The sequence below is a fragment of the Variovorax sp. Sphag1AA genome, assembly GCF_014192575.1.
Taxonomy (GTDB): domain Bacteria; phylum Pseudomonadota; class Gammaproteobacteria; order Burkholderiales; family Burkholderiaceae_C; genus Variovorax.
Map to the genome: position 1 here is coordinate 1,026,824 of NZ_JACHYC010000002.1, position 20,437 is coordinate 1,047,260.

Consider the following 20,437-nt stretch of genomic DNA (forward strand, 5'->3'; position numbering starts at 1 on the left):
CGAACGGTCGGAGACACACGCATGGAAATCGGCATCCTCGGCCTCGTCATCGCGATCGTGAGCGGGATCGCTAGCTTCGCGCTCGGTCGCTGGCTGTCCAGGCGGCGGCGCGAGAAGACGGCTCACAAGGCGCGCGCTGCGGAATACGCATCGCAGAGCCGCCAGGTGCGACGCGCGCGCGAGCGTCAGCAGCAGCGGCGGGGCTGAGCTTCATCATTCGGTGAAAGAGCGCACCTTCAGCGGCAAGGCCGGCGGCTCCCAGCGGTAGTCCGGGGCCAGGACGTTGCGCCCCGGCTGCTGGCCGTCCCATCGGATGTTCAGCAGGTCGGCCACCGTCCAGCCGACCCAGTCGGCGCGGAAGGGTCGCTGCATGATCTCTTTCGCCATCGGCAGCGGCTGATCGTTGCGCCACACCACGGCGGGAATGCGGTAGCCCGATTCGGTGCTGGGGCTGTGGCCTGCACGATCGGTGCCATGGCCCACTTCCTGGCCATGATCGGACAGGTACATCCACGCCCGATTCGCGCCGCTGTTGCCAACGGTGCGCGTGAGCTGCAATGTCTCCGACACAACGAAGTCGTGATACAGCAGCGCGGCGTCGTATTCATGCCTGAACCGCCGCACCCACGCGGAGCGCCCTTCTTCGATCAGTCCGGCTTCCACCGCGTCGACCTGATCGTCGAAGGGGTTGTGGCCCGTCGGAAAGCGCAGGCTGTAGTGCGGATGCGCACCCAGCAGATGCACCACGATGAATTTGCGCTCGGCGGGATCTTCCAATGCCTCCTGCACGCAGTCGAGCAGTTCGCCGTCGAGCGATGCGCTCGCGCGACCGGGCGTGCGGTTGACGAAGTCGACCACGTCGGCGAGTCGCGCGTGCTGCTGCTCGATCGCGATGTCGTCGTGGTTGCTCATCCACCAGACTTTGTAGCCGGCGGCGCGTGCCAAGGCGAGCAGATGCTGTGTGTCTGCACTTTCGGGGCGGCCGAACCCGAACATGTTGCGCAGTGCGGGCAGGGTGCTCGCATCCGCCGACCACGCATTGCGTAGCACCAGCATCCGGTCTCCCTGTTGTGCTTGATGGGCGACGAGCCGTGGCGTGGTCGCGCGGCGATAGCCGTACAGGGCCATGTTGTCGCGGTTGATGCTGTCGGTGATGACAAGTACGACGGTGGACGGGCCATCGCGCGTGATCGACGGAGCAGCGACCCGAGCGCGTGCAAGCGCCGCTTGTCGCTCGCGCTCTTCGTCGGCCCAGCTTGCACGCAGGGTCTGGATCGATTGCGCCCAGTTCGTCCAGAACGCCAGTGGGTGCAGGCGCCGCCAGGGCTTGCTCGCGTAGGCCGCGGCGCAGACCAGCAGCGTCAGCGTCAACAGGACGATCGCGCCGCGCGATGGACGTTGCGGCTCGCGTCGCCCGTGACGCGCAAGGCGCCAGACACACGCCCCACCGACGATCGACGCGGCGCACCACAGTGCCACGGTGCGCCAGTGCATCGACAGGTATTCGCTCGTTTCCCGCACATTGGAGTTGGCCACTGCACCCAGCACCAGCGCGCCATCGGGCGCGGCCTGATAGGCGTCCAGCAGGTAGGCGCGTGCCGCACCATCAAGTGCGAAGACCATCACCCACAACCACACGGCGATGCGACGGAGCCCACGCACGGCTGGGTTGCGCAATGGCCAGGCGAGCCACGCGAGAAGCGGCAGAAGCAACGCCAGCAGCTGCAGCACCCGCCGGCCGTCGTGCCCCAGCACGATGAACAGGCCGGCAATCCCCGTCATCGCGGCGACGGCCCGCCAGGGTTTTTCGGTCGGTCGGTTCGGCATGGCGTCAGGGCAGGCTTGAAGGAAGCCGGATTCTGAAGGTCCATCGCGCTGCGAGGCAGCGCATTCAGGGCGGCCGCGAAGGGCTATCGGAGCCCCGCCCACCAGCGCGCATTGGTGCGCTGTTGGCCCACCGTGAGCGGCTCGCCGATCATCGGCGTTGCAAGCACGAGCTTCTTGCGCTCGGCCAGATCCGCGATTCGGTCGAGCGGGTCGTGCCAGGAGTGGAAGGCGAGGTCGAAGGTGCTGTTGTGGACCGAGAACAGCACCTTCGCGCGCAGATCCTCGAAGGCCTGCACGCTCTGCTCGGGCGTCATGTGCACGGAGGGCCAGTAGGCGTCGTACGCGCCGTTCTCGATCATCGCGAGGTCGATGCCGCCGAAGCGTTCGCCGATCTGCGCGAAGCCCTGGAAGTAGCCCGAATCCCCGCTGTAGAAGATCCTCTGGCTGCCGCTGTCGATCACCCACGACGCCCACAGCGTCTTGTCGCGGTCGTTGATCGTGCGTCCGGAGAAATGCTGGGCCGGCGCCGCGGAGAGTTTCACGCCGTCTTGTTCACCCGACTGCCACCAGTCGAGTTCGGTGACCCGATCGGGCGGCACGCCGAGTTCGACCAGCCGCGCCTTCACGCCCAATGGGACGAAATAGTGCTGCACGCGCTGCGCGAGATATTCGATCGTCGCGGCGTCGAGATGGTCGTAATGGTCGTGCGAGAGGATCAGGCCTTCGATCGGCGGCAGTTGTTCCAGAGTGATCGGCGGCGGGTGGAAGCGCTTCGGCCCGACCCATTGGAAGGGCGAGACGCGCTCGCTGAACACAGGATCGATCAACCAGTACTTGCCACGCAGCTTGAGCAGGTGCGACGAGTGCCCGAGCCGGATCACATGGTTGGCCTGTGGGTCGAGCGCATCGAGCTGCTGCGACGTGAGTGGCCGGACGGGGATCGGGTCGACCGGCACCGTGTCCTTCTTGCTTGCGAAGATGAAGCGAGTCCAGATGTTCCATGCGCCCTCGGAGGGGCGCGCATCCGGATTGGGCGCGTTGCGGAAGCCGCATCCCTTGAACTGTGGCGAGGCGGCATAGGGGGACTCGCACGTACCGTTGGTGTTGCTCGCGCAGCTTGCGAGAAGGCCGAAAGCGATCAAGGCCAAGCCGAAGCGAAGCACCCGCAGAAGCGGCCGGACGCACTGTTCAGTGGGTGTTGTGAGCGTCATGCGGTCGCGACTTTAACCAATCGCCCGCCCGAAGCCATAGACCTTTCGCTCCATTGCTGCGCCGCGCAAGGCATGAAATATTGCGGCGCAGAACGACGAGGAGCGGCATGGACGAAACCATCCAGCAGCTGGTAGGCGAGCGCCGCCGCGCGCTCCACGGCGTCGACGATGGTCATCGCCCATGGGGTCTCGCGCTGTCCGGCGGAGGCATCCGCAGTGCCACCTTCTGTCTCGGCCTGCTCAAGTCGCTGGCCGAGCGCCGGCAACTGCTGAAGTTCGACCTGATCTCGACCGTCTCGGGCGGGGGCTATATCGGCGCCACCATCGGTCGTCTGTGCACCGACGCCAAATCGCCGGACGACGTGCGCGAAATCGAGCGCGCACTCGGCGACGTGGACCGTGCGCGCTTCGGCTGGTGGCTGCGCGCCAACGGCCGCTATCTCATTCCGGGTGGCCTGCGCGACACGCTCTTCGCCGCGGCGCTCTACCTGCGCAATCTGCTGGGTACGCACATCGAACTCGCGATCGCAGCAAGCCTCATCGGCATGGTGCTTGCCGCGACCAACCTGCTGTTGTGGGACGCAGTGTTCCGTGCGGTGGACCTCAACAGCGTGCCGCCCGACTCGGTCAGCAGCGTGACCGACCTCGATGCGACGCAGTACGTGCGGCTGCTCGTGGAATGGGCGACGCAATGGCCGACCTTGTGGTTCACGCTGGTGGGGCCTTTCATCGCGTCGGTCGTGCTTGCGTGCGCCTACTGGTCGGTGCGCGACAAATACTCGCCGGCGTCGATCCTGCTGCAGATCGGCATGTGGCTCGCGCTCGGTATCGGAGCCGCCTTCATCGGCGGGCCGCTCGTGCAGCGGTACAGCGGGCCGTTGTGGATCACGCCGGCCTTCGTCGGCTTCGCGATGTGCTGGGTCGTTGCGCTGACCTGGGTGTTGTTCCACGGGCGCCGCAAATTGGCGGCCGCGATGCGCAACGAACTCACAGACCGCCTGGCCTCGGTCATCAACACCGCGCTTTTGATCTTGATGCTGGGCCTGCTGGATCGCAGTGCCTGGTGGCTCGCGGCCGAAGATTCGCAGCAGCGCGTGTCCTACGGCGCGGTGCTGTTGGTGTTGGCGGCCGTGCTGCGCGGCGTGCTGCCGATGCTGCTGTCGCACCGGCAGGAGATACCGGGCGTCGGCAAGTCGCTGATGCTCACGATCGCGAGCCTGCTCGGGCTGGTGCTGGCTTTCTGCCTTGCGGCCTGGTGGATCGGCGTGGTCTACACCGTGGCGCTGCTGCCGGTGTTCACGCCTGCAGGGCTCGACTTCACGCGGGGCTGGGCGTGGCTCGGAACCATCGCGGTGATCATCGGCAGCTACGCGTTCGTGACCGGCCGCAACTTCGGCTTCCTCAATGTCTCGTCGCTGCACATGTTCTACAAGGCGCGCATCGTGCGCGGCTATCTCGGCGCAGCCAATGCGCGGCGGCTCGGTGCGAGCCCGGTGGACCAGGTCTCCGGCCTGGAGCCGCCCCAGGTGCCTGTTGGCGAGGTGGACCCGCACGACGACCTCTCGCAGTTGCGCTATTCGCCGCAAAGGCATGGCGGTCCGGTGCACCTTGTGAACATCTGCATCAATCAGACGCACAGCACCAAGGACAAGCTCTTCAACCGCGACCGCAAGAGCCAGCCGCTCACCGTGGGGCCGCTCGGCTGGATGCAGGCCGGAGGCGCGCAGTGGACGCAGGCGCATGGCGACGGCGCGCTCACGCTCGGCGCGTGGACCGCGATTTCAGGCGCGGCCTTCGCACCCGGGCTCGGTCGCTTGACGAAACGCGGGCTCGCGACACTCTCGGTGTTCGCCGGATTGCGGCTCGGCTACTGGTGGAACAGCGCGGACGCCGGCATCGTGCAGCGCGGCGCAGTAGTGCACTCGAGTCCGCTGCTGATGAAGACGCGCTTCCTGCTGCTTGAATGCTTCGGTGCGTTTCCCGGCAGCAGCTCCGCCAACTGGTACCTGAGCGACGGCGGGCATTTCGAGAACACCGCCGCGTATGCGCTGCTGCGGCAGGAGGCCGCGCTGATCGTGATGGCGGATTGCGGCGCCGATCCCGACTACCGCTTCTGCGATCTCGAAATCCTGATCCGTCGCGCGCGCATCGATCTCAATGCCGAGATCACCTTCATGAAGCCGAGGCCAGGTGCCGACTGGAAGCACCTGGAGGCCTTCGGGTCGCTCAACGACCTCGCATCGCCCAGCAGCCAGGCCTGCCTCGCGCTAGCCCAGGTGCGCTATGCGAGCGGCGCCACCGGGCAGATCGTGCTGGTGAAGCCGAACGTCTCGGCCTCGCTGCCGGTGGACCTGGTGAACTTCAAGGCGGCCAATCCGCTGTTTCCTCAGCAGCCGACCACCGATCAGTTCTTCGACGAGGCCCAGTGGGAGAGCTATTTCCGCCTCGGCGCGGAAATCGGCAACCGTCTGGAGGACGAGATGCTCTCGCATGTCGCGACGGGCGCCGTGGGTCTTTTCGTGCCCGACGATGGTCAGCCGGACTCGACACCGCACGCGGGGAAGAGCGGCGACAAGGACAGCGCGACCGCCGCGGCAGTGGGCTCGATGAGCCGTTTGCAGGCGCGCGTGCTGAAGGCCGGCGCGGTGACCGCCTCGATCGGCATCGGCACTGCCGCGACCTTTGGCGTGGCCGCGTGGCAGGGCATCGACAGCTGGCGCGCGCAAAGGGCGGATCAGGAGAAGTCGGAAAACGGCGCCTTCAAGGATCTGACCGAACGCTGGGCCCACTTGCATAGCGGCAACGGCAGCGGCGATGCGCCCGCGCTGCTGGCTGCGGAGCTTCTTCGCACCGGCGACCTGCTGTGCCGCGAGGGCAGCGACAACTTCATGGCGAGGTTCCGCCTCTCGGTGCGCATCGTCGATGACGCGAAGCAGGCTTGCGGCAACGAGGTGGCGGGCCAGCGCTCTCCTGCGTGCTTGCGGCTGCTCGATCCGGGCAACGGTATCGATTGCCTGCAACCCGCGCAGGCACCGCCGTGCGCGCCGCGCTACTGGGCGCGCGACTACTCCGGACAGACCGGCTCGAAGCAGAACTGCAGCGGCACGTTGCCCGAGCCCTGGCCGGTGGCTGTCTGGGTGCGTGACGTGCTGACCGGTCGACGCGGCGAAGAAACCCAGGTGGCGACCGCGCCTCCGCCTCCGGCGCCACCGGTGGCGCTCCCTGGCGGTGCGTGGCCGCCGACCTACGGGCCCGCGGCGCCCGGTGGCAGCGTGCCTACGCCCGCGCCCGCGCCCGCCACGCCACCACCCGACGTCTGCGCGGGCGCGGTGATCTACATCCAGACCTACGGCACCGCATTGCGCGACAAGGCGCGCAACTGGCGTGGACCCTGGCGTGCGCTTGGCGCCTCGGTGCCGCCGATCGAAGACGTGCTCAGCACCTCTCGTCGTGCAGGGCGCGCACCGCCGGTCGGCCATCCTGATCCGACGGTGGTCATCCGCGAAGATTCATCGCGCGCTTGCGCGCAGGCGCTCATCCAGACCGCGAATTCGCCCACCGGCCAGCCGTGGGTCATCAAGTTGCTGCCGCGATCGATCAAGGCCGAGCCGGGCGCGATCGAAGTCTGGCTGCCACGGACCCGGGATGCGTCCGGGAACTGAGCTGCTGCGCCACGCAGTTCACCTGCCGTGGTGATGACAGCGCATCGAACGAGGTGCCCAATCGTCCGCATTCCAGGAGGACGGCCATGGACACATCACCGATCGCAGGCCTCGTGGCCGCTTGCGCATTGATCGCCGCGTGCGAGTCCCAGCCAGCGGTGACCTTCGTCGCAAACGGCAGCCAGTTCAATGTGCTGAGCCTCACCGACGAAAGGGACACGTGCGACGCGCCGGCCCGTCTCGGCTACCTGACGTGGTGGGACGGCGCCACGCTGCGCGGCTGCTGGGTGCGTGACGGCGGGCACATCCGCATGCGGATCACGGACCTGGACGACCTTCGCATCCCCGTCGGCGACTTCCGCAGCACCGAGATCGCGGACTACCGCAATCGCACGCTGGACTGAGCCCGTCTAGTCTCCGCCGGGTCGCCACACGCGCGCGAGCACTCCCAGCTTGGCGCGGAAGGTGGCGCGCTCGTCGGACAGCACGTCGATGAAGTCCGACAGCCGCTTCGACTTGACCATGGTGTAGACCGTGAGCCAGGTGGTGAGCACGAAGACGATGCCGAACCACGTGAGCTTGCGCCACATCGGCGAGTCTGCTTCGGCGAGCAGGTTCATGCCGAGGAAACCCGTCGTGATGGTGCCGACCAGGCCAAAGAGCGTCACCACGGTGAGCCGCACCACCGTATTGGCCTGTCTGCGGAGGCTGTCGGCGTCGAGGTAGGTGTTCATGTCTGCGATGCGCTCCTTGACCTCTGCGTAGAGCGGATCGAGGCCGAGGTGCGTCGTGCACAGGTGCGACAGCGCACGCACCTGCGCCTGTTCGGAGATCTCGTGGAACCAGTAGCGGTGCGTGAAGCGCAGGAAGCCTTCGAAGCACGCGCGGATCGCACGCTTGAAGCGCTTGACGCTCACCACGTCGTGGATGTCGAGCCGGCGCAATGCTTCGACCAGCCGGTCCGAATACATCAGCAGCGAGGCCTTCTGGAAGTGCGCGATCAGGAACAGCAGGAAATGCTGGTGGCGAAACTGCGCAAGCACGCCGCGGTCGCGGCAGCAGAAGAAGTCCGAATCCGCCTGGCCCACCACGACGAGTGCCCGCCCGTTGCACAGGTAGCGCGTGTTCGGAGCGGCTCCAGCGTTGACCCAGAAGCGGTCGTAGCAGTAGCGCTGCTCGAAGTCGAGCATCAGGTCTTCGCCGAAGGGCAGGGGGCCTGTGCCTGATACCGCCGGTTCGGCCGCGCCGGAGACCAGCGCAAGGCGTACGAAATCCGCCCGCGACAGCCGGCGCGGATCGTCGAGCGCGAGATAGGCCATCACCGGCATGCGGTAGTACTCGATCTGCCGGTAGCGCAGCTCGCCGGGTTCTTCGGATTGGTCGAGTACCAGCGGCTGCATGAGCCACGCCCAGTGCGCCGCGATGCGCGGCGCGCGGTGTTCGGCCACGTGCGAAAGAAAGGACTCGCGCTGCTGCGCATCGGACGCGGCGAGTACCTGCCCATCGGCGCCGAGCCACTCGACGCTGTGCATGCAGTGCAGCGCTTCGCCGTTCGCGTCCCAGCCACCGGGATAGGCGCGGCCGAATCGATAGAGGATCTCGTGCGCCATCGGCAGGCTGAGCATGTCGGCACCGACTTCGACATTGAGCATCACCACATCGACGTCGAAGAAGAAGTAGAGGTCGACATGCACCACCTGCAGCGTGATGGGTGCATCGCCCGCATGCGGCCGCACGCGCACTGCGGCCACGTCGCTCCGACGGAAGACGCGCATCGGCGAATCACCTTCGGGGTTTGCTGCGCGCCCGCGGCGGCCATCGCCATACAGGAAGCGCTGCACGTAGGGCAGGAAGCTCACGAACTCGTTGTAGTGGCGCTCGTGAAAGCGGTCGCTGCTGCCGGTGTATTCGTCGATCTCTTCGCGCCACGGCGATGCATCGCCCATGTCGCGCAGCACTTGCCACGGGCCTCGCCTTGAAGGCCGGGCCTCGCGCGTCGTCATCAGGCGAACGGGCCACAGCAGGTTCTGGCGCAGGTGGTGCACCGTGGGGGCGCTCTCCGTTTCTGCCTGCTGTGCTCTTGCTTCTGTTGTTGTGTCCAGCATCGCGCCAGTGTAGGCATCCGCATGACTTAGGGGAATCCCTATGACGGTGCTGAAACCGGTTTCACATATACTGACTTGGCCCGCGATGAAGTGCGTTCATCGCGAAATGCACCAACTGCGAACACGCACTCCAGCCTTGTTTCCTCCGTGAAATACCAATTCCAGTTCGACGCCGTTTTCGCCGCCTGGCCGCTGCTGCTGAAGGGCACCTGGATCACGATCCAGCTCTCGCTCGTGGCGACGCTCCTGGGCCTGGTGGTGGCCATCTTCTGCGCCTGGGGCAAGGTCTCGGGGCCCAAGTGGCTGCGCTTCATCGTCAACGCGTACATCGAGGTCATCCGCAATACGCCGTTCCTGGTGCAGCTCTTCTTCTTTTTCTTCGCGCTGCCTGCGGTGGGCCTTCGGTGGTCGCCCTACACCGCGGCGTTGACGGCGATGGTCGTCAACCTCGGCGCCTATGCGGCAGAGATCGTCCGTGCCGGCATCGAGTCGATTCCCAAGGGCCAGATCGAGGCGGGCAGGGCGCTCAACCTCAAGGGCTGGGAGATCTTCCGCTTCATCATCATCAAGCCCGCACTGAAGGCCATCTACCCGGCGCTCACCAGCCAGTTCATCCTGCTGATGCTGAGCTCCGCAGTGGTGTCCGTGATCTCGGCGGATGACCTCACCTCGGTCGCGGCAAACCTGCAGTCGCAGACCTTCCGCAGCTTCGAGATCTACATCGTGGTCGCGGGCATCTATCTCGCGCTGGCGCTGTCGTTCTCGGCGCTGTTCAAGCTGATCTATCGGCGCACCCTCAACTATCCGGACAGGCGCTGAACACCATGCGTACCTTCGGCTTTCCAGAATTCCTGTTCATCCTCCAGGCGGCCCAGTGGACGCTGGCGTTGTCGGCGATCGCCTTCGTCGGCGGCGCGATCCTGGGGCTCGTCATCGCATTGGCGCGCACTTCGGAGAACAAGGTCGCGCAAGCGCTGTCCACCGGCTTCATCCAGATCTTCCAGGGCACGCCGCTGCTGCTGCAGCTCTTCCTGATCTTCTTCGGCGCACCGGTGCTGGGCTTCGACATCAATCCGTGGATCGCTGCCGGCGTGGCGCTCATCCTCAACAGCGCAGCCTTCCTCGGCGAGATCTGGCGCGGTTGCATCCAGGCGATTCCGCGAGGCCAGTGGGAGGCGGCGCATGCGCTCAACCTCAGCTACACCTCGCTGATGCGCGACGTGGTGCTGCCGCAGGCCTTCAAGATCGCACTGCCGCCGACGGTGGGCTACGTGGTGCAGATCATCAAGGGCACTTCGCTCGCGGCCATCATCGGCTTCACCGAAGTCACGCGCGCCGGGCAGATCATCAACAACGCGACCTTCCAGCCGCTGGAAGTGTTCACGACGGTGGCAGCGATCTACTTCGTCATCTGCTGGCCGCTGTCGCTGCTGGCTGCGCGCATGGAGCGCCAACGCGCTCGCGCCCTTGCTCGCTGAATCTCTTTTCATTTCACCTGTTCTCAACCTAGGAGACTTCGCATGATCCGTATGACCACCCGCCGCGCTGCCGTCGCAGCCCTCGGCCTGGGCGCCGCACTCACCGTGTTCGCACCGCTCGCTTCCGCACAGAGCGTCGCCGACATCAAGAAGAAGGGCGAGGTCACCATCGGCATGCTGGTCGACTTCCCGCCCTACGGCACGACCAACGCGCAGAACCAGCCCGACGGCTACGACGCCGACGTCGCCAAGCTGCTCGCCAAGGACTGGGGCGTGAAGGCCAACATCGTTCCGGTGACCGGCCCGAACCGCATTCCCTTCCTGCTGACCAACAAGGTCGACCTGCTCGTCGCCTCGCTCGCGATCACGCCCGAGCGCGCGAAGCAGGTGCAGTTCTCGCAGCCTTACGCTGCCGCAACCATCGTTCTGTATGGCAAGAAGGCGCTGCCGATCAAGAGCGCTGCCGACCTGAAGACCGTGCGCGTGGGCGTGGCCCGTGCCAGCACTCAGGACGTGGCCGTGACCAAGGCCGCGCCGGAAGGCACCGAGATCCGCCGCTTCGACGATGACGCATCCGCCATGCAGGCGCTGATGTCGGGCCAGGTCGATGCGATCGGCGCTTCGACCACCGTTGCCGCGCAGATCGCCAAGCGCGTGCCGGCCGACACCTTCGAAAACAAGTTCACGCTGGTGCAGCAGAACATGGGCATCGCGATGCGTCCGGGCCAGGACGACCTGCTCAAGAACGTCAACGAGTTCGTGCAGAAGAACACCGCGAATGGCGAGCTGAACAAGCTCTACAACAAGTGGCTGCAGACCGATCTGCCCAAGCTGCAGTAAGCACCTAGGCCAACGCAGGGAACACCCATGACTGACGCAGTCACGACCCACGCAGGCACGGACACCATCATCCGGCTCGAGGCGGTGAACAAGTGGTACGGCACCTTCCAGGTGCTGACCGACATCGACCTTTCGGTGCGCACCGGCGAACGCATCGTGATCTGCGGCCCCTCGGGCTCGGGCAAGTCGACGCTGATCCGCTGCATCAACCGGCTTGAGACGGTGCAGAAGGGCCGCATCGAAGTCGACGGCATCGGGCTCACGGCAGGCGGCAAGAACGTCGATGCGGTGCGCGCCGAGGTCGGCATGGTGTTCCAGCAGTTCAACCTGTTCCCGCACCTCACCATCCTGCAGAACTGCACGTTGGCGCCGATGCGCTCGCGCGGCATGTCGAAGGCGCAGGCGGAAGAGGTCGCGATGAAATACCTCACACGCGTGCGCATCCCGGACCAGGCGCACAAGTACCCGAGCCAGCTTTCCGGCGGCCAGCAGCAACGTGTGGCGATCGCGCGTGCGCTGTGCATGTCGCCGAAGATCATGTTGTTCGACGAGCCCACTTCGGCGCTCGACCCCGAGATGGTCAAGGAAGTGCTCGACACCATGATCGGCCTCGCCGAAGACGGCATGACCATGCTGTGCGTTACGCATGAAATGGGTTTCGCACGCAGCGTGGCCGATCGCGTGATCTTCATGGCGGACGGCAAGATCATCGAGCAGGGTGCGCCGACCGAGTTCTTCGGCAACCCGAAGCACGAGAAGACCCGGCAGTTCCTCGGCCAGATCCTGAGCTCGCATCACTGATGGCCACGCCGGTCCTCATTTCTCTTTCATCCTTCGGCGCTGCCGAGATCGGCCGCCACGGGCAGCTCTGGTGCGCGCAGCTTGCGAAGGCGGCAGGCGCGGACAGCGTCGAAGTGCGCGGTGAGTTGCTGCGCGATCCCGCAGCCGAATTGCCGGCGCTGGCCGGTCTTGCAACCGTCTTTTCGAGCCCTGAAGGTCTGTTTGCCCAGGGCGGCGACTTCGACGAAGCGGCGCTCGGCCGTGGCATCGCGGCGGCAACCACGCTGGGCGCTGCACGGTTGAAGATGGCCATTGGCGACTTCGGCCCGTCGTCGCACGGTTCATTGGCTGGTCTCAAGGCCCGCCTGGCCGAAACTTCGATCGAACTCGTCATCGAGAACGACCAGACCGTGTCTGCCGGCACGTTGTCCGCGTTGCAAGCCTTCTTCGATTCGGCCGATCGTGTCGGGCTTGACCTCGGCATGACCTTCGACATGGGCAACTGGCACTGGCTTGGCGAGTGTCCTCTGCAGGCCGCACAGGCGCTGGGTCATCGAGTCCGCTACGTGCATTGCAAGGGCGTGCAGCGTCTGCCGGCAAAGTGGGTCGCGGTGCCCCTGGCCGATTCGATCGCGCCGTGGCGCTCAGTGCTGCGCGCGCTGCCGGCCGATGTGCCGCATGCCATCGAATACCCGCTGATCGGCGATGATCTGCTCGCTGTCACGCGCGACCAGATCGCGCACATCCGATCACTGCGAAACACAACAACATGACTTCATCTGCCTTCGATGTCGCTCTGTTCGGCGAGGCCATGCTGCTGCTGGTCGCCGACCAGCCCGGCCCGATCGAGAACGCCACCGCTTTCCACAAGCGCACTGCCGGTGCCGAAACCAATGTGGCCATCGGCCTCGCGCGCCTCGGCCTGAAGGTCGGCTGGGCAAGCCGGCTCGGCACCGATTCGATGGGGCGCGCGCTGCTCGCCACGATGAAGGGCGAGGGCATCGATTGCTCGCACGTCATCAGCGACGCGACACAGCGCACCGGCCTGCAGTTCAAGGGCCGCGTGACCGACGGCAGCGATCCGCCGGTCGAGTCTCATCGCAAGAACTCGGCGGCAAGCTTCATGGGCCCGGCCGATGTCGATGAAGACTGGCTGCGCTCGGCGCGCCATCTGCACGCGACCGGCGTGTTCGCGGCGATCTCCGACACGAGCCTCCAGGCTGCGATCAAATCGATGGACGTGATGCGCGCAGCCGGCCGCACCATCTCTTTCGATCCCAACCTGCGCCCGACGCTCTGGTCTTCGCCGGAGGTGATGCGGCACTGGATCAACGACCTCGCGGCGCGCGCCGACTGGGTGCTGCCCGGCATCGAGGAGGGCCTGATCCTGACCGGCCACGACACGCCTGAAGCCATCGCGCGCTTCTACCGTGAGCGCGGCGCGAAGCTGGTGGTAGTCAAGCTCGGCGCGAAGGGTGCCTACTACGACAGCGATGTCGCGGGCACCGGCATCGTGGAAGGCTTCCCGGTCAAGGAAGTGATCGACACGGTCGGCGCCGGTGACGGTTTCGCTGCCGGCGTGGTCAGTGCCTTGCTCGAAGGCAAGTCGGTGCCTGAAGCCGTGCGCCGCGGCGCGTGGATCGGCGCGCGCGCAGTGCAAGTGCTGGGTGACACCGAAGGCTTGCCGACGCGCAAGCAACTCGAGGAGGCCAAGCTGTGACACGCAAGAAGATCCTCGTCTTTCGCGAGTTGCCCGACGACCAGCTCGCACGGCTCAAGGCCGAGCATGAAGTCACCGTCGCCAATCCGCGCATCGATGCGCAGCGCGAGGCCTTCGATGCTGCGCTGCCTCTCGCGCAGGGGCTGATCGGTTCGAGCTTTCCCGTCGACGATGCATTGCTTGCTCGCGCGCCGCAGCTCGAAGTGGTCTCCAGCGTGTCGGTCGGCGTCGACAACTACGCGCTCGCCGCGCTGCATGCGCGGGGCATCATGCTTTGCCACACGCCGGGCGTGCTCGACGAGACCGTGGCCGACACGGTCTTCGCACTGCTGATGGCGACCAGCCGCCGGGTGGTCGAGCTTTCGAACCTCGTGCGCGAAGGCCGATGGATCCAGAACATCGGCGAAGACCTGTTCGGCTTCGACGTGCACGGCAAGACACTCGGCCTGCTGGGCTTCGGCCGCATCGGGCAGGCGATCGCGCGCCGCGCTTCACTCGGCTTCGGCATGCCGGTGCTCTATCACGCACGCCGTCCGGTGGACCTTGCCGTACAGGCGCCCGAGTTGCAGGGACGGGCGCTGCACACCCCGCAGGACGAGCTTCTTGCGCGCGCCGATTTCGTGGTCGCGATGCTGCCGCTGTCGGACAGCACGCGCGGCATGATCGAAGCCCGCGTGTTCGACGCGATGAAGCCGGGCGCGATCTTCATCAACGGCGGACGCGGCGCCACGGTGCGCGAAGACGCCTTGCTCGCCGCGCTCGACAGTGGCCGCCTGCGGGCCGCCGGACTCGATGTGTTCGCCACCGAACCGCTGCCCAAGGATTCGCCGTTACGCACCCATCCGCGCGTGACGCCACTGCCGCACATCGGCTCCGCGACGCACGAGACGCGCCATGCAATGGCCGAGCTCGCGACGACGAATCTGCTGCGTGCCCTGGCGGGCGAGCGTCCGTTGGCGGTCTACGACACGGCCGCCGCTTGAACGCGAGGACACCCATGCAGCGCTCGGCCCGCGCGACCATCGCCGATGTCGCCAAGGCGGCGGGCGTCTCCAAGGCCACCGTTTCGCGCTTCCTCAACCATCGCGAACGGCTGCTGAGCCCGGACATCGCCGCGCGTGTCGAAGCCGCCGTCGCCCAGCTCGACTACACGCCGAGCCCGATGGCTCAGGCGCTGAGTCACGGCCGCTCGCGACTCATCGGCCTGATCGTGGCCGACATCACCAATCCTTATTCGGTTGCGGTGTTGCGCGGTGCCGAGAAGGCCTGCCAGGACGCCGGCTACCTCGTGATGCTGTTCAACCTTGGCAACGACATCGATCGCGAACGCGAGGCCATCGATGCGCTGGCCGGCTACCAGGTCGACGGATTCATCCTGAACACGCTGGGCCGCGGGGTGGGTCTCGCCGACGCCGAGGCGCTGCATGGCAAGCCGGCGGTGCTGGTGGACCGCCGGCATGCGGGCATGCACACCGATTTCGTCTCCCTCGACAACGGCGCGGCCATGAAGGCGGCCTGCGGCCATCTGGTCGAAGGTGGATTCCGCGAACTGCTCTACATCACGGAGCCGCTCAAGGGCGTGAGCTCGCGGCGCGAACGCGCGACTGCCTTCGGTGGCTGCATGGCGGCGCACGAGCCACGCGTGGCCGGCGAGGTGTTCGAGTGCACGGGCGAGGACAGCGACAACCTCGATGCCGCGCTGCGTGCGTTGCAAAAGCGTGCCAAGCGCGGCCGGCGCGCGGCAGTGCTAGCCGGCAATGCGGTCGTGACGCTGCGCGTCGCGAGCGCGATGGCGCGGCTGGGACTGCGTTTTGGCACCGATATCGGCTTCGTGGGATTCGACGACCCGGATTGGGCGCCGCTCATCGGCCCCGGCCTGAGCGCCATCGCGCAACCCACCGATGCAATCGGCCGTACGGCGGCGACCTGCCTGATCGAGCGTCTGCAGGGCCTCGAAGGGCCGCCGAGGCAGTTGCTGCTGCCGGGCGAGTTGATCGTTCGAGGTTCGTCAGGCACGGCCTGATCCGCCACCGCCGTTTCGACGGGGCCTCTCGTCATTTCGTCGGGAAGGCCTCCGTCTTCGACGCTCTGGCAGCTTCCGGCTGGCTGCAATCCCTCCTAGAGTCATTCGCAACAGCAGCGAAATGCGCTTGAGGAGCATCACATGGCAGCGCCAACCATCCGCAAGGTCCTGGTCCTCGGCGCCGGCAAGATCGGCGGCACGGTGGCTGACATGGTGGCCGAGTACCACCGCCTTCCCGTCACGCTCTCAGACCGGCAGCATGCGCGACACGAGCCCGACGACCGGCTGGTGACGCGCACCATCGTCGATGTCGAGGACGATGCTTCGCTGGCCGATGCGTTTGCGGGGCATGACGTGGTCATCAACGCGCTGCCGTTCTTTCTTGCGGCGCGCGTTGCAGCCGCTGCGCGCAGTGCGGGCGTGCACTACTTCGACCTGACCGAAGATGTTGCAGCCACCACTGCGATCCGCGCGCTGGCCGTGGGCTCGGACTCCGTGCTGATGCCGCAGAGTGGTCTCGCGCCCGGTGTGATCGGCATGCTCGGTGCGCATCTCGCAGGGCGCTTCGAGACTCTCTACGACCTGCACCTGCGCGTCGGCGCGCTCTCGCGGCACGCGACCAATGGTCTGCGCTACAACTTCACTTGGAGCATCGACGGCGTCATCAACGAGTACTGCCATCCGTGCGCGGCCATCGCCCAAGGCCAATTGGTGTCGGTGCCGCCGCTGGAAGGGCACGAGACGCTTGTGCTCGACGGCGACACCTACGAAGCCTTCAACACCTCCGGCGGACTCGGCACGCTGTGCGAAACGCTTGCGGGCCGCGTGCGCAACCTCGACTACAAGACGATCCGCTATCCGGGCCATCGCGATGCGATGAAGCTGCTGCTGCATGACCTGCGGCTGGTCGAGCGGCGCGACCTCCTGCGGCAGGTGCTAGAGAACGCAGTGCCGCACAGTCGCGAGGACATGGTGATCGTCTTCGCCTCCGCGTCCGGCTTGCGTGGAGGGCGCCTCGAGCAGGAGACGCGCCTGGCCCGCATCCACGGCGGTCGCCTGCGCGGAGTGGACCGCACTGCGATCGAACTGGCGACAGCGGCTGGCGTGGTCGGTGTCTTCGAACTTCTCAGCTCGGGTCGGCTGCCTTCGAACGGCTTCGTGGGCCAGGAGCAGGTCGCGCTCGACGCCTTCCTTTCGACCCGCGTCGGAAGCTGCTATGCCCAACTGGCCGAATCGACGGCGGGCCGGACGTCCGCCGCGTCGCACCACGGAACCACCTTCGCTCATACTTGGCCACCCCAGGCGCGACGCCGGACCCGGAAGGAGCCACATACATGAACGACGCGAACGATCTGTCCGCACTTTTCGATCGCTGCGGCATCGCCGCTTCCCAACGCACCGGTGGAACGCTGGCCGTCCGCTCGGCCGTCGACGGGGCGGAACTCGCGCAATTGCATGAAACGCCGGAGGCATCGATGCCCGAGGTGATCGCGCGCGCCAAGTCTGCATTCGTGCGCTGGCGCGAAGTGCCCGCGCCGGTGCGTGGCGAACTCGTGCGCCTCTGGGGCGAGGAACTGCGGAAGGGCAAGGCCGACATCGGGCGCGTGGTCTCGGTGGAGGTCGGCAAGATCGCGCAGGAAGGCCTCGGCGAAGTGCAGGAAGGCGTCGACATCTGCGAATTCGCACTGGGGCTCTCGCGGCAGCTCCATGGCAAAACCATCGTCTCGGAGCGGCCCGGCCACCGCATCATGGAGCAGTACCACCCGCTCGGGCCAGTGGCGATCATCACTGCGTTCAACTTCCCGAGCGCCGTCTTCGCGTGGAACGCAGCGATCGCACTGGTGTGCGGCGATCCGGTGATCTTCAAGCCTTCCGAGAAGGCACCGCTCTCCGGCCTTGCCACCTTCAAGGCACTGGAGCGCGCCATCGCACGCTTCGGTGATCGCGCACCGGAGGGCCTGGCGCAGATCGTGATCGGTCGCGCTGCGCAGGCACAGGCGCTGGTCAACAGCCCCGACATCCCGCTCGTCTCGGCCACAGGCTCGACACGCATGGGTCGCGAAGTCGGCCCGCGCGTGGCGGCACGCTTCGGCCGGCGCATCCTCGAACTCGGCGGCAACAACGCGATGATCGTGACGCCCCATGCGGACATCGACATGGCGCTCCGGGCGATCCTCTTCAGTGCCGTAGGCACCGCGGGCCAGCGGTGCACATCGCTGCGGCGGCTCATCGTGCATCGCTCGGTGAAGGATGTCCTGATTCCGAAACTGCTGGCGGCCTACGAGAGCCTGCCCATCGGCCATCCGCTGGAAGAGGGCACGCTCGTCGGCCCGCTGATCGACGAAGGGGCGTTCAACACACTGCAGCTTGCCATCGCCGAGGTCGAGGCCAATGGCGGCCGCATGCTCATCGGTGGCAACCGCGTGCTGGCCGATCGCTTTCGGAAGGCCTTCTACGTGCGTCCGGCCATCGCGGAGATGACGGTGCAGACGGAACTGGTCCGGCGCGAAACCTTCGGGCCGCTGCTCTACGTGATGGTCTACGACGACCTCGATGAAGCGATCGAGATCCACAACGATGTGCCGCAAGGGCTCTCGTCGTGCATCTTCTCGAACGACATGCGCGAGGTCGAGCGCTTCATCTCGGCTTCTGGCTCCGACTGCGGCATGGCGAACGTCAACATCGGGCCGAGCGGTGCGGAGATCGGTGGTGCGTTCGGTGGCGAGAAGGAGACCGGCGGCGATCGCGAAAGCGGCTCCGATGCGTGGAAGCAGTACATGCGGCGCACGACCAACACCATCAACTACTCGACCGAGCTGCCGCTCGCGCAAGGCATCCGGTTCGGCTGATTCGCAATCGCTAAGCCGCAAGCCGCACTGGAATACGGCGACGACCGAACCCACTCTTGAATGCGCCGAAGCGACCCGCGACCGGCGTGCCGCAATGCGGGCAAGTCCCGCGCTCGTCGAGGCTGCATTCGAGCACCAGATACCAATCGCGCCGAACCAGCGGCTCGTGGCACGACGGACAGAAGGTGGTCCCGCCTTCGACGTCGTGCACGTTGCCTGTGTAGACGTGATGCAGCCCGTTGCCAAGCGCGATGGCGCGGGCGCGCGTGAGCGTGGCCGGCGGGGTCGGGGCCACGTCCAGCATCTTGTAGTCCGGATGAAAGGCGGAGAAGTGCAGCGGCACATCAAGGCCGAGGTGGTCCGCGATCCAGCGCGTCATCGCTTCGATCTCCGCGCTGTCGTCGTTGTGGCCGGGAATCAGCAGCGTCGTGATCTCCAGCCAGCAGCGCGTTTCGTGCTTCAGGTACTGCAGCGTATCGAGCACAGGCGCGAGATGCGCGCCGGTCTGCTGGAAGTAGAAGCGCTCGGTGAAGCCCTTGAGGTCGACGTTCGCCGCGTCCATCCGCTCGTAGAACGCACGTCGCGGTTCCGCGTGCATGTAGCCGGCGGTCACTGCCACGCTGTGCAGACCAAGCGCATGACAGGCATCTGCGGTGTCCATCGCGTACTCGGCAAAGATCACCGGGTCGTTGTAGGTGAAGGCCACGCTGTCAGCGCCGCTTTCCCGGGCGGCCTGGGCGATTCGTTCGGGCGAGGCCGCATCCATCAGCCGATCAAGTTCGCGGCTCTTCGAGATGTCCCAGTTCTGGCAGAACTTGCAGGCCAGGTTGCAGCCGGCTGTGCCGAAGCTCAAGACGCTGCTGCCGGGGAAGAAATGATTGAGTGGCTTCTTTTCGATCGGGTCGATACAGAAGCCTGAACTGCGTCCGTAGGTGGTGAGCACCATCGTGTCGCCGACGCGCTGTCGCACGAAGCACATGCCGCGCTGGCCTTCGTGCAGGCGACAGTCGCGCGGACAGAGGTCGCACTGGATACGTCCGTCGTCGAGACGGTGCCACCAATGCGCCGGCCGGTCCATGGCGCTCACGCCTCGAAGGCGATCGCGCTGTAGCCGACGACGCGATCGTGGTCGCCTGCGGTGTCGCCGGAGTTGCGCAGGTCGAGCAGGCGTGGCTTCAATCCATGGTGACGCGCGGCCAGCAGCGCGCCGTTGATCGCTTCCGAGCCGCAGGCTTCGTGGGGCGTGAGCCCGGCATCGAAGCGCAAGATGCGCTGCACCGTCGCCTTGTCGGCAAGCTTCGCCTTCGCGTACGGCAGGTAGTGCGAGAGGTCGGAGCTGATGACGATCAACGTCTCATCGCCGCCCCAGAGTCGTTCGAGCACCTCCGCCACCGCAGCGCCGCCGGTATCGCCGACGACCAGCGGCAGGAGCGTGAACTCGCCCAGTGCGGCCTGCAGGAAGGGCAGGTGCACCTCCAGCGAATGCTCCTGCGCATGTGCGCGGTCGCTGCGGATGACCTGCGGGAGATCGGCGATGCGGTCCAGCAGTTCGCGATCGATCGGAATCCGCCCCAGCGGCGTCTGGAACGCGTTGGCCTCCGGGGCAGCCAGGCCATTCACCCACACCCGATGCGCAGGCCCCAGCAGCACGACGCGGCGAATCGGCGGTGCATCCGGATGCCGGAGCAGCGCATAGGCACTCGCGGCGATGGCACCGGAATAGGCGTAGCCCGCGTGCGGTGCAATCAGCAGCTTCGGCCGTGGGTGCGTTTCGACGTTTCCGTGGACGCCATCACGCAGAAAGCCATCCACCTGTTCCCGCAACTCGCGTGGCGCGGAGGGGTAGAACAAGCCACAGACGGCGGCATGGCGCACGGCAGGCATGAGGGCAACTCCAGCCCTTGAATTTGAACCTTCCGCAGCCGGAAATCAACCGGCGGTT

At 66.3% G+C, this 20,437-nt stretch carries 18 protein-coding genes; 13 read left to right on the plus strand and 5 right to left on the minus strand.

The genetic code is table 11. The features are described from left to right. The first annotated feature begins 21 nt into the window (after positions 1-21). Complete coding sequence (locus tag FHW64_RS11475) at positions 22-207, plus strand: hypothetical protein (RefSeq protein WP_184526075.1); 186 nt, start codon at positions 22-24, stop codon at positions 205-207. A 6-nt stretch (positions 208-213) separates the two neighbouring features. Here FHW64_RS11475 and FHW64_RS11480 read toward each other — a convergent pair whose 3' ends face one another. Continuing rightward, positions 214-1,782, minus strand: coding sequence for a phosphoethanolamine transferase (locus FHW64_RS11480; RefSeq protein ID WP_260303742.1), 1,569 nt, complete (start codon positions 1,780-1,782; stop codon positions 214-216). 128 nt (positions 1,783-1,910) lie between these two features. Continuing rightward, positions 1,911-3,038: an MBL fold metallo-hydrolase gene (locus FHW64_RS11485; protein ID WP_184526079.1), complete on the minus strand. Its 1,128-nt coding sequence runs from the start codon at positions 3,036-3,038 to the stop codon at positions 1,911-1,913. Positions 3,039-3,145: 107 nt separating this feature from the next. On the opposite strand from FHW64_RS11485, the gene FHW64_RS11490 reads away from it, so the two are divergent. Then, positions 3,146-6,700 (plus strand): patatin-like phospholipase family protein, encoded by a 3,555-nt coding sequence (locus tag FHW64_RS11490; protein ID WP_184526081.1) that lies wholly within the window; start codon positions 3,146-3,148, stop codon positions 6,698-6,700. Positions 6,701-6,786: 86 nt separating this feature from the next. Continuing rightward, complete coding sequence (locus FHW64_RS11495; RefSeq protein WP_184526083.1) at positions 6,787-7,104, plus strand: hypothetical protein; 318 nt, start codon at positions 6,787-6,789, stop codon at positions 7,102-7,104. Positions 7,105-7,110: 6 nt separating this feature from the next. Here FHW64_RS11495 and FHW64_RS11500 read toward each other — a convergent pair whose 3' ends face one another. Then, positions 7,111-8,805: a hypothetical protein gene (locus FHW64_RS11500; protein ID WP_184526085.1), complete on the minus strand. Its 1,695-nt coding sequence runs from the start codon at positions 8,803-8,805 to the stop codon at positions 7,111-7,113. A gap of 147 nt (positions 8,806-8,952) precedes the next feature. Here FHW64_RS11500 and FHW64_RS11505 point away from each other — a divergent pair, with 147 nt between their 5' ends. The 10 genes from FHW64_RS11505 to FHW64_RS11550 all read left to right on the plus strand — a co-directional run bounded on the left by FHW64_RS11505 (position 8,953) and on the right by FHW64_RS11550 (position 18,495). Next, the gene (locus tag FHW64_RS11505) at positions 8,953-9,624 is read left to right on the plus strand and encodes an amino acid ABC transporter permease (RefSeq protein ID WP_184526087.1); all 672 of its coding nucleotides are present in this window, start codon (positions 8,953-8,955) and stop codon (positions 9,622-9,624) included. A 5-nt stretch (positions 9,625-9,629) separates the two neighbouring features. Beyond that, positions 9,630-10,283, plus strand: coding sequence for an amino acid ABC transporter permease (locus tag FHW64_RS11510; protein WP_184526088.1), 654 nt, complete (start codon positions 9,630-9,632; stop codon positions 10,281-10,283). Positions 10,284-10,325: 42 nt separating this feature from the next. Further along, on the plus strand, positions 10,326-11,123 hold the full coding sequence (locus FHW64_RS11515) for a transporter substrate-binding domain-containing protein (protein WP_184526090.1): 798 nt from the start codon (positions 10,326-10,328) through the stop codon (positions 11,121-11,123). 27 nt (positions 11,124-11,150) lie between these two features. Beyond that, positions 11,151-11,924 carry an amino acid ABC transporter ATP-binding protein gene (locus FHW64_RS11520; protein WP_184526092.1) on the plus strand — a complete coding sequence of 258 codons (774 nt, stop codon included), beginning with the start codon at positions 11,151-11,153 and terminating at the stop codon, positions 11,922-11,924. Further along, the gene (locus tag FHW64_RS11525) at positions 11,924-12,676 is read left to right on the plus strand and encodes a sugar phosphate isomerase/epimerase (protein ID WP_184526094.1); all 753 of its coding nucleotides are present in this window, start codon (positions 11,924-11,926) and stop codon (positions 12,674-12,676) included. Before FHW64_RS11520 ends, FHW64_RS11525 begins: the two co-directional genes overlap by 1 nt. Beyond that, the gene (locus FHW64_RS11530) at positions 12,673-13,623 is read left to right on the plus strand and encodes a sugar kinase (RefSeq protein WP_184526096.1); all 951 of its coding nucleotides are present in this window, start codon (positions 12,673-12,675) and stop codon (positions 13,621-13,623) included. The genes FHW64_RS11525 and FHW64_RS11530 overlap by 4 nt, the downstream gene beginning before the upstream one ends. Then, the gene (locus FHW64_RS11535; protein WP_184526098.1) at positions 13,620-14,606 is read left to right on the plus strand and encodes a D-glycerate dehydrogenase; all 987 of its coding nucleotides are present in this window, start codon (positions 13,620-13,622) and stop codon (positions 14,604-14,606) included. The genes FHW64_RS11530 and FHW64_RS11535 overlap by 4 nt, the downstream gene beginning before the upstream one ends. A 14-nt stretch (positions 14,607-14,620) precedes the next feature. Beyond that, positions 14,621-15,646 carry a LacI family DNA-binding transcriptional regulator gene (locus FHW64_RS11540; protein ID WP_184526100.1) on the plus strand — a complete coding sequence of 342 codons (1,026 nt, stop codon included), beginning with the start codon at positions 14,621-14,623 and terminating at the stop codon, positions 15,644-15,646. A 141-nt stretch (positions 15,647-15,787) separates the two neighbouring features. Continuing rightward, positions 15,788-16,984, plus strand: coding sequence for a saccharopine dehydrogenase family protein (locus FHW64_RS11545; RefSeq protein WP_184526102.1), 1,197 nt, complete (start codon positions 15,788-15,790; stop codon positions 16,982-16,984). Then, positions 16,981-18,495 carry an aldehyde dehydrogenase family protein gene (locus FHW64_RS11550; protein ID WP_184526103.1) on the plus strand — a complete coding sequence of 505 codons (1,515 nt, stop codon included), beginning with the start codon at positions 16,981-16,983 and terminating at the stop codon, positions 18,493-18,495. The genes FHW64_RS11545 and FHW64_RS11550 overlap by 4 nt, the downstream gene beginning before the upstream one ends. A gap of 10 nt (positions 18,496-18,505) precedes the next feature. Here FHW64_RS11550 and amrS read toward each other — a convergent pair whose 3' ends face one another. Continuing rightward, positions 18,506-19,573, minus strand: a complete 1,068-nt coding sequence (gene amrS / locus FHW64_RS11555; protein ID WP_184526105.1) for an AmmeMemoRadiSam system radical SAM enzyme — start codon at positions 19,571-19,573, stop codon at positions 18,506-18,508. A 5-nt stretch (positions 19,574-19,578) separates the two neighbouring features. After that, positions 19,579-20,379, minus strand: a complete 801-nt coding sequence (gene amrB, locus FHW64_RS11560; RefSeq protein ID WP_184526107.1) for an AmmeMemoRadiSam system protein B — start codon at positions 20,377-20,379, stop codon at positions 19,579-19,581. Between the last annotated feature and the right edge of the window lie 58 nt (positions 20,380-20,437).

Bases quoted from the DNA above. Each gene is read 5' to 3' on its own strand.
- FHW64_RS11475 (WP_184526075.1), top strand. From the start codon at position 22: ATGGAAATCGGCATCCTCGGCCTCGTCATCGCGATCGTGAGCGGGATC.
- FHW64_RS11480 (WP_260303742.1), bottom strand. From the start codon at position 1,782: ATGACGGGGATTGCCGGCCTGTTCATCGTGCTGGGGCACGACGGCCGG.
- FHW64_RS11485 (WP_184526079.1), bottom strand. From the start codon at position 3,038: ATGACGCTCACAACACCCACTGAACAGTGCGTCCGGCCGCTTCTGCGG.
- FHW64_RS11490 (WP_184526081.1), top strand. From the start codon at position 3,146: ATGGACGAAACCATCCAGCAGCTGGTAGGCGAGCGCCGCCGCGCGCTC.
- FHW64_RS11495 (WP_184526083.1), top strand. From the start codon at position 6,787: ATGGACACATCACCGATCGCAGGCCTCGTGGCCGCTTGCGCATTGATC.
- FHW64_RS11500 (WP_184526085.1), bottom strand. From the start codon at position 8,805: ATGCTGGACACAACAACAGAAGCAAGAGCACAGCAGGCAGAAACGGAG.
- FHW64_RS11510 (WP_184526088.1), top strand. From the start codon at position 9,630: ATGCGTACCTTCGGCTTTCCAGAATTCCTGTTCATCCTCCAGGCGGCC.
- FHW64_RS11515 (WP_184526090.1), top strand. From the start codon at position 10,326: ATGATCCGTATGACCACCCGCCGCGCTGCCGTCGCAGCCCTCGGCCTG.
- FHW64_RS11520 (WP_184526092.1), top strand. From the start codon at position 11,151: ATGACTGACGCAGTCACGACCCACGCAGGCACGGACACCATCATCCGG.
- FHW64_RS11525 (WP_184526094.1), top strand. From the start codon at position 11,924: ATGGCCACGCCGGTCCTCATTTCTCTTTCATCCTTCGGCGCTGCCGAG.
- FHW64_RS11530 (WP_184526096.1), top strand. From the start codon at position 12,673: ATGACTTCATCTGCCTTCGATGTCGCTCTGTTCGGCGAGGCCATGCTG.
- FHW64_RS11540 (WP_184526100.1), top strand. From the start codon at position 14,621: ATGCAGCGCTCGGCCCGCGCGACCATCGCCGATGTCGCCAAGGCGGCG.
- FHW64_RS11545 (WP_184526102.1), top strand. From the start codon at position 15,788: ATGGCAGCGCCAACCATCCGCAAGGTCCTGGTCCTCGGCGCCGGCAAG.
- FHW64_RS11550 (WP_184526103.1), top strand. From the start codon at position 16,981: ATGAACGACGCGAACGATCTGTCCGCACTTTTCGATCGCTGCGGCATC.
- amrS (WP_184526105.1), bottom strand. From the start codon at position 19,573: ATGGACCGGCCGGCGCATTGGTGGCACCGTCTCGACGACGGACGTATC.
- amrB (WP_184526107.1), bottom strand. From the start codon at position 20,379: ATGCCTGCCGTGCGCCATGCCGCCGTCTGTGGCTTGTTCTACCCCTCC.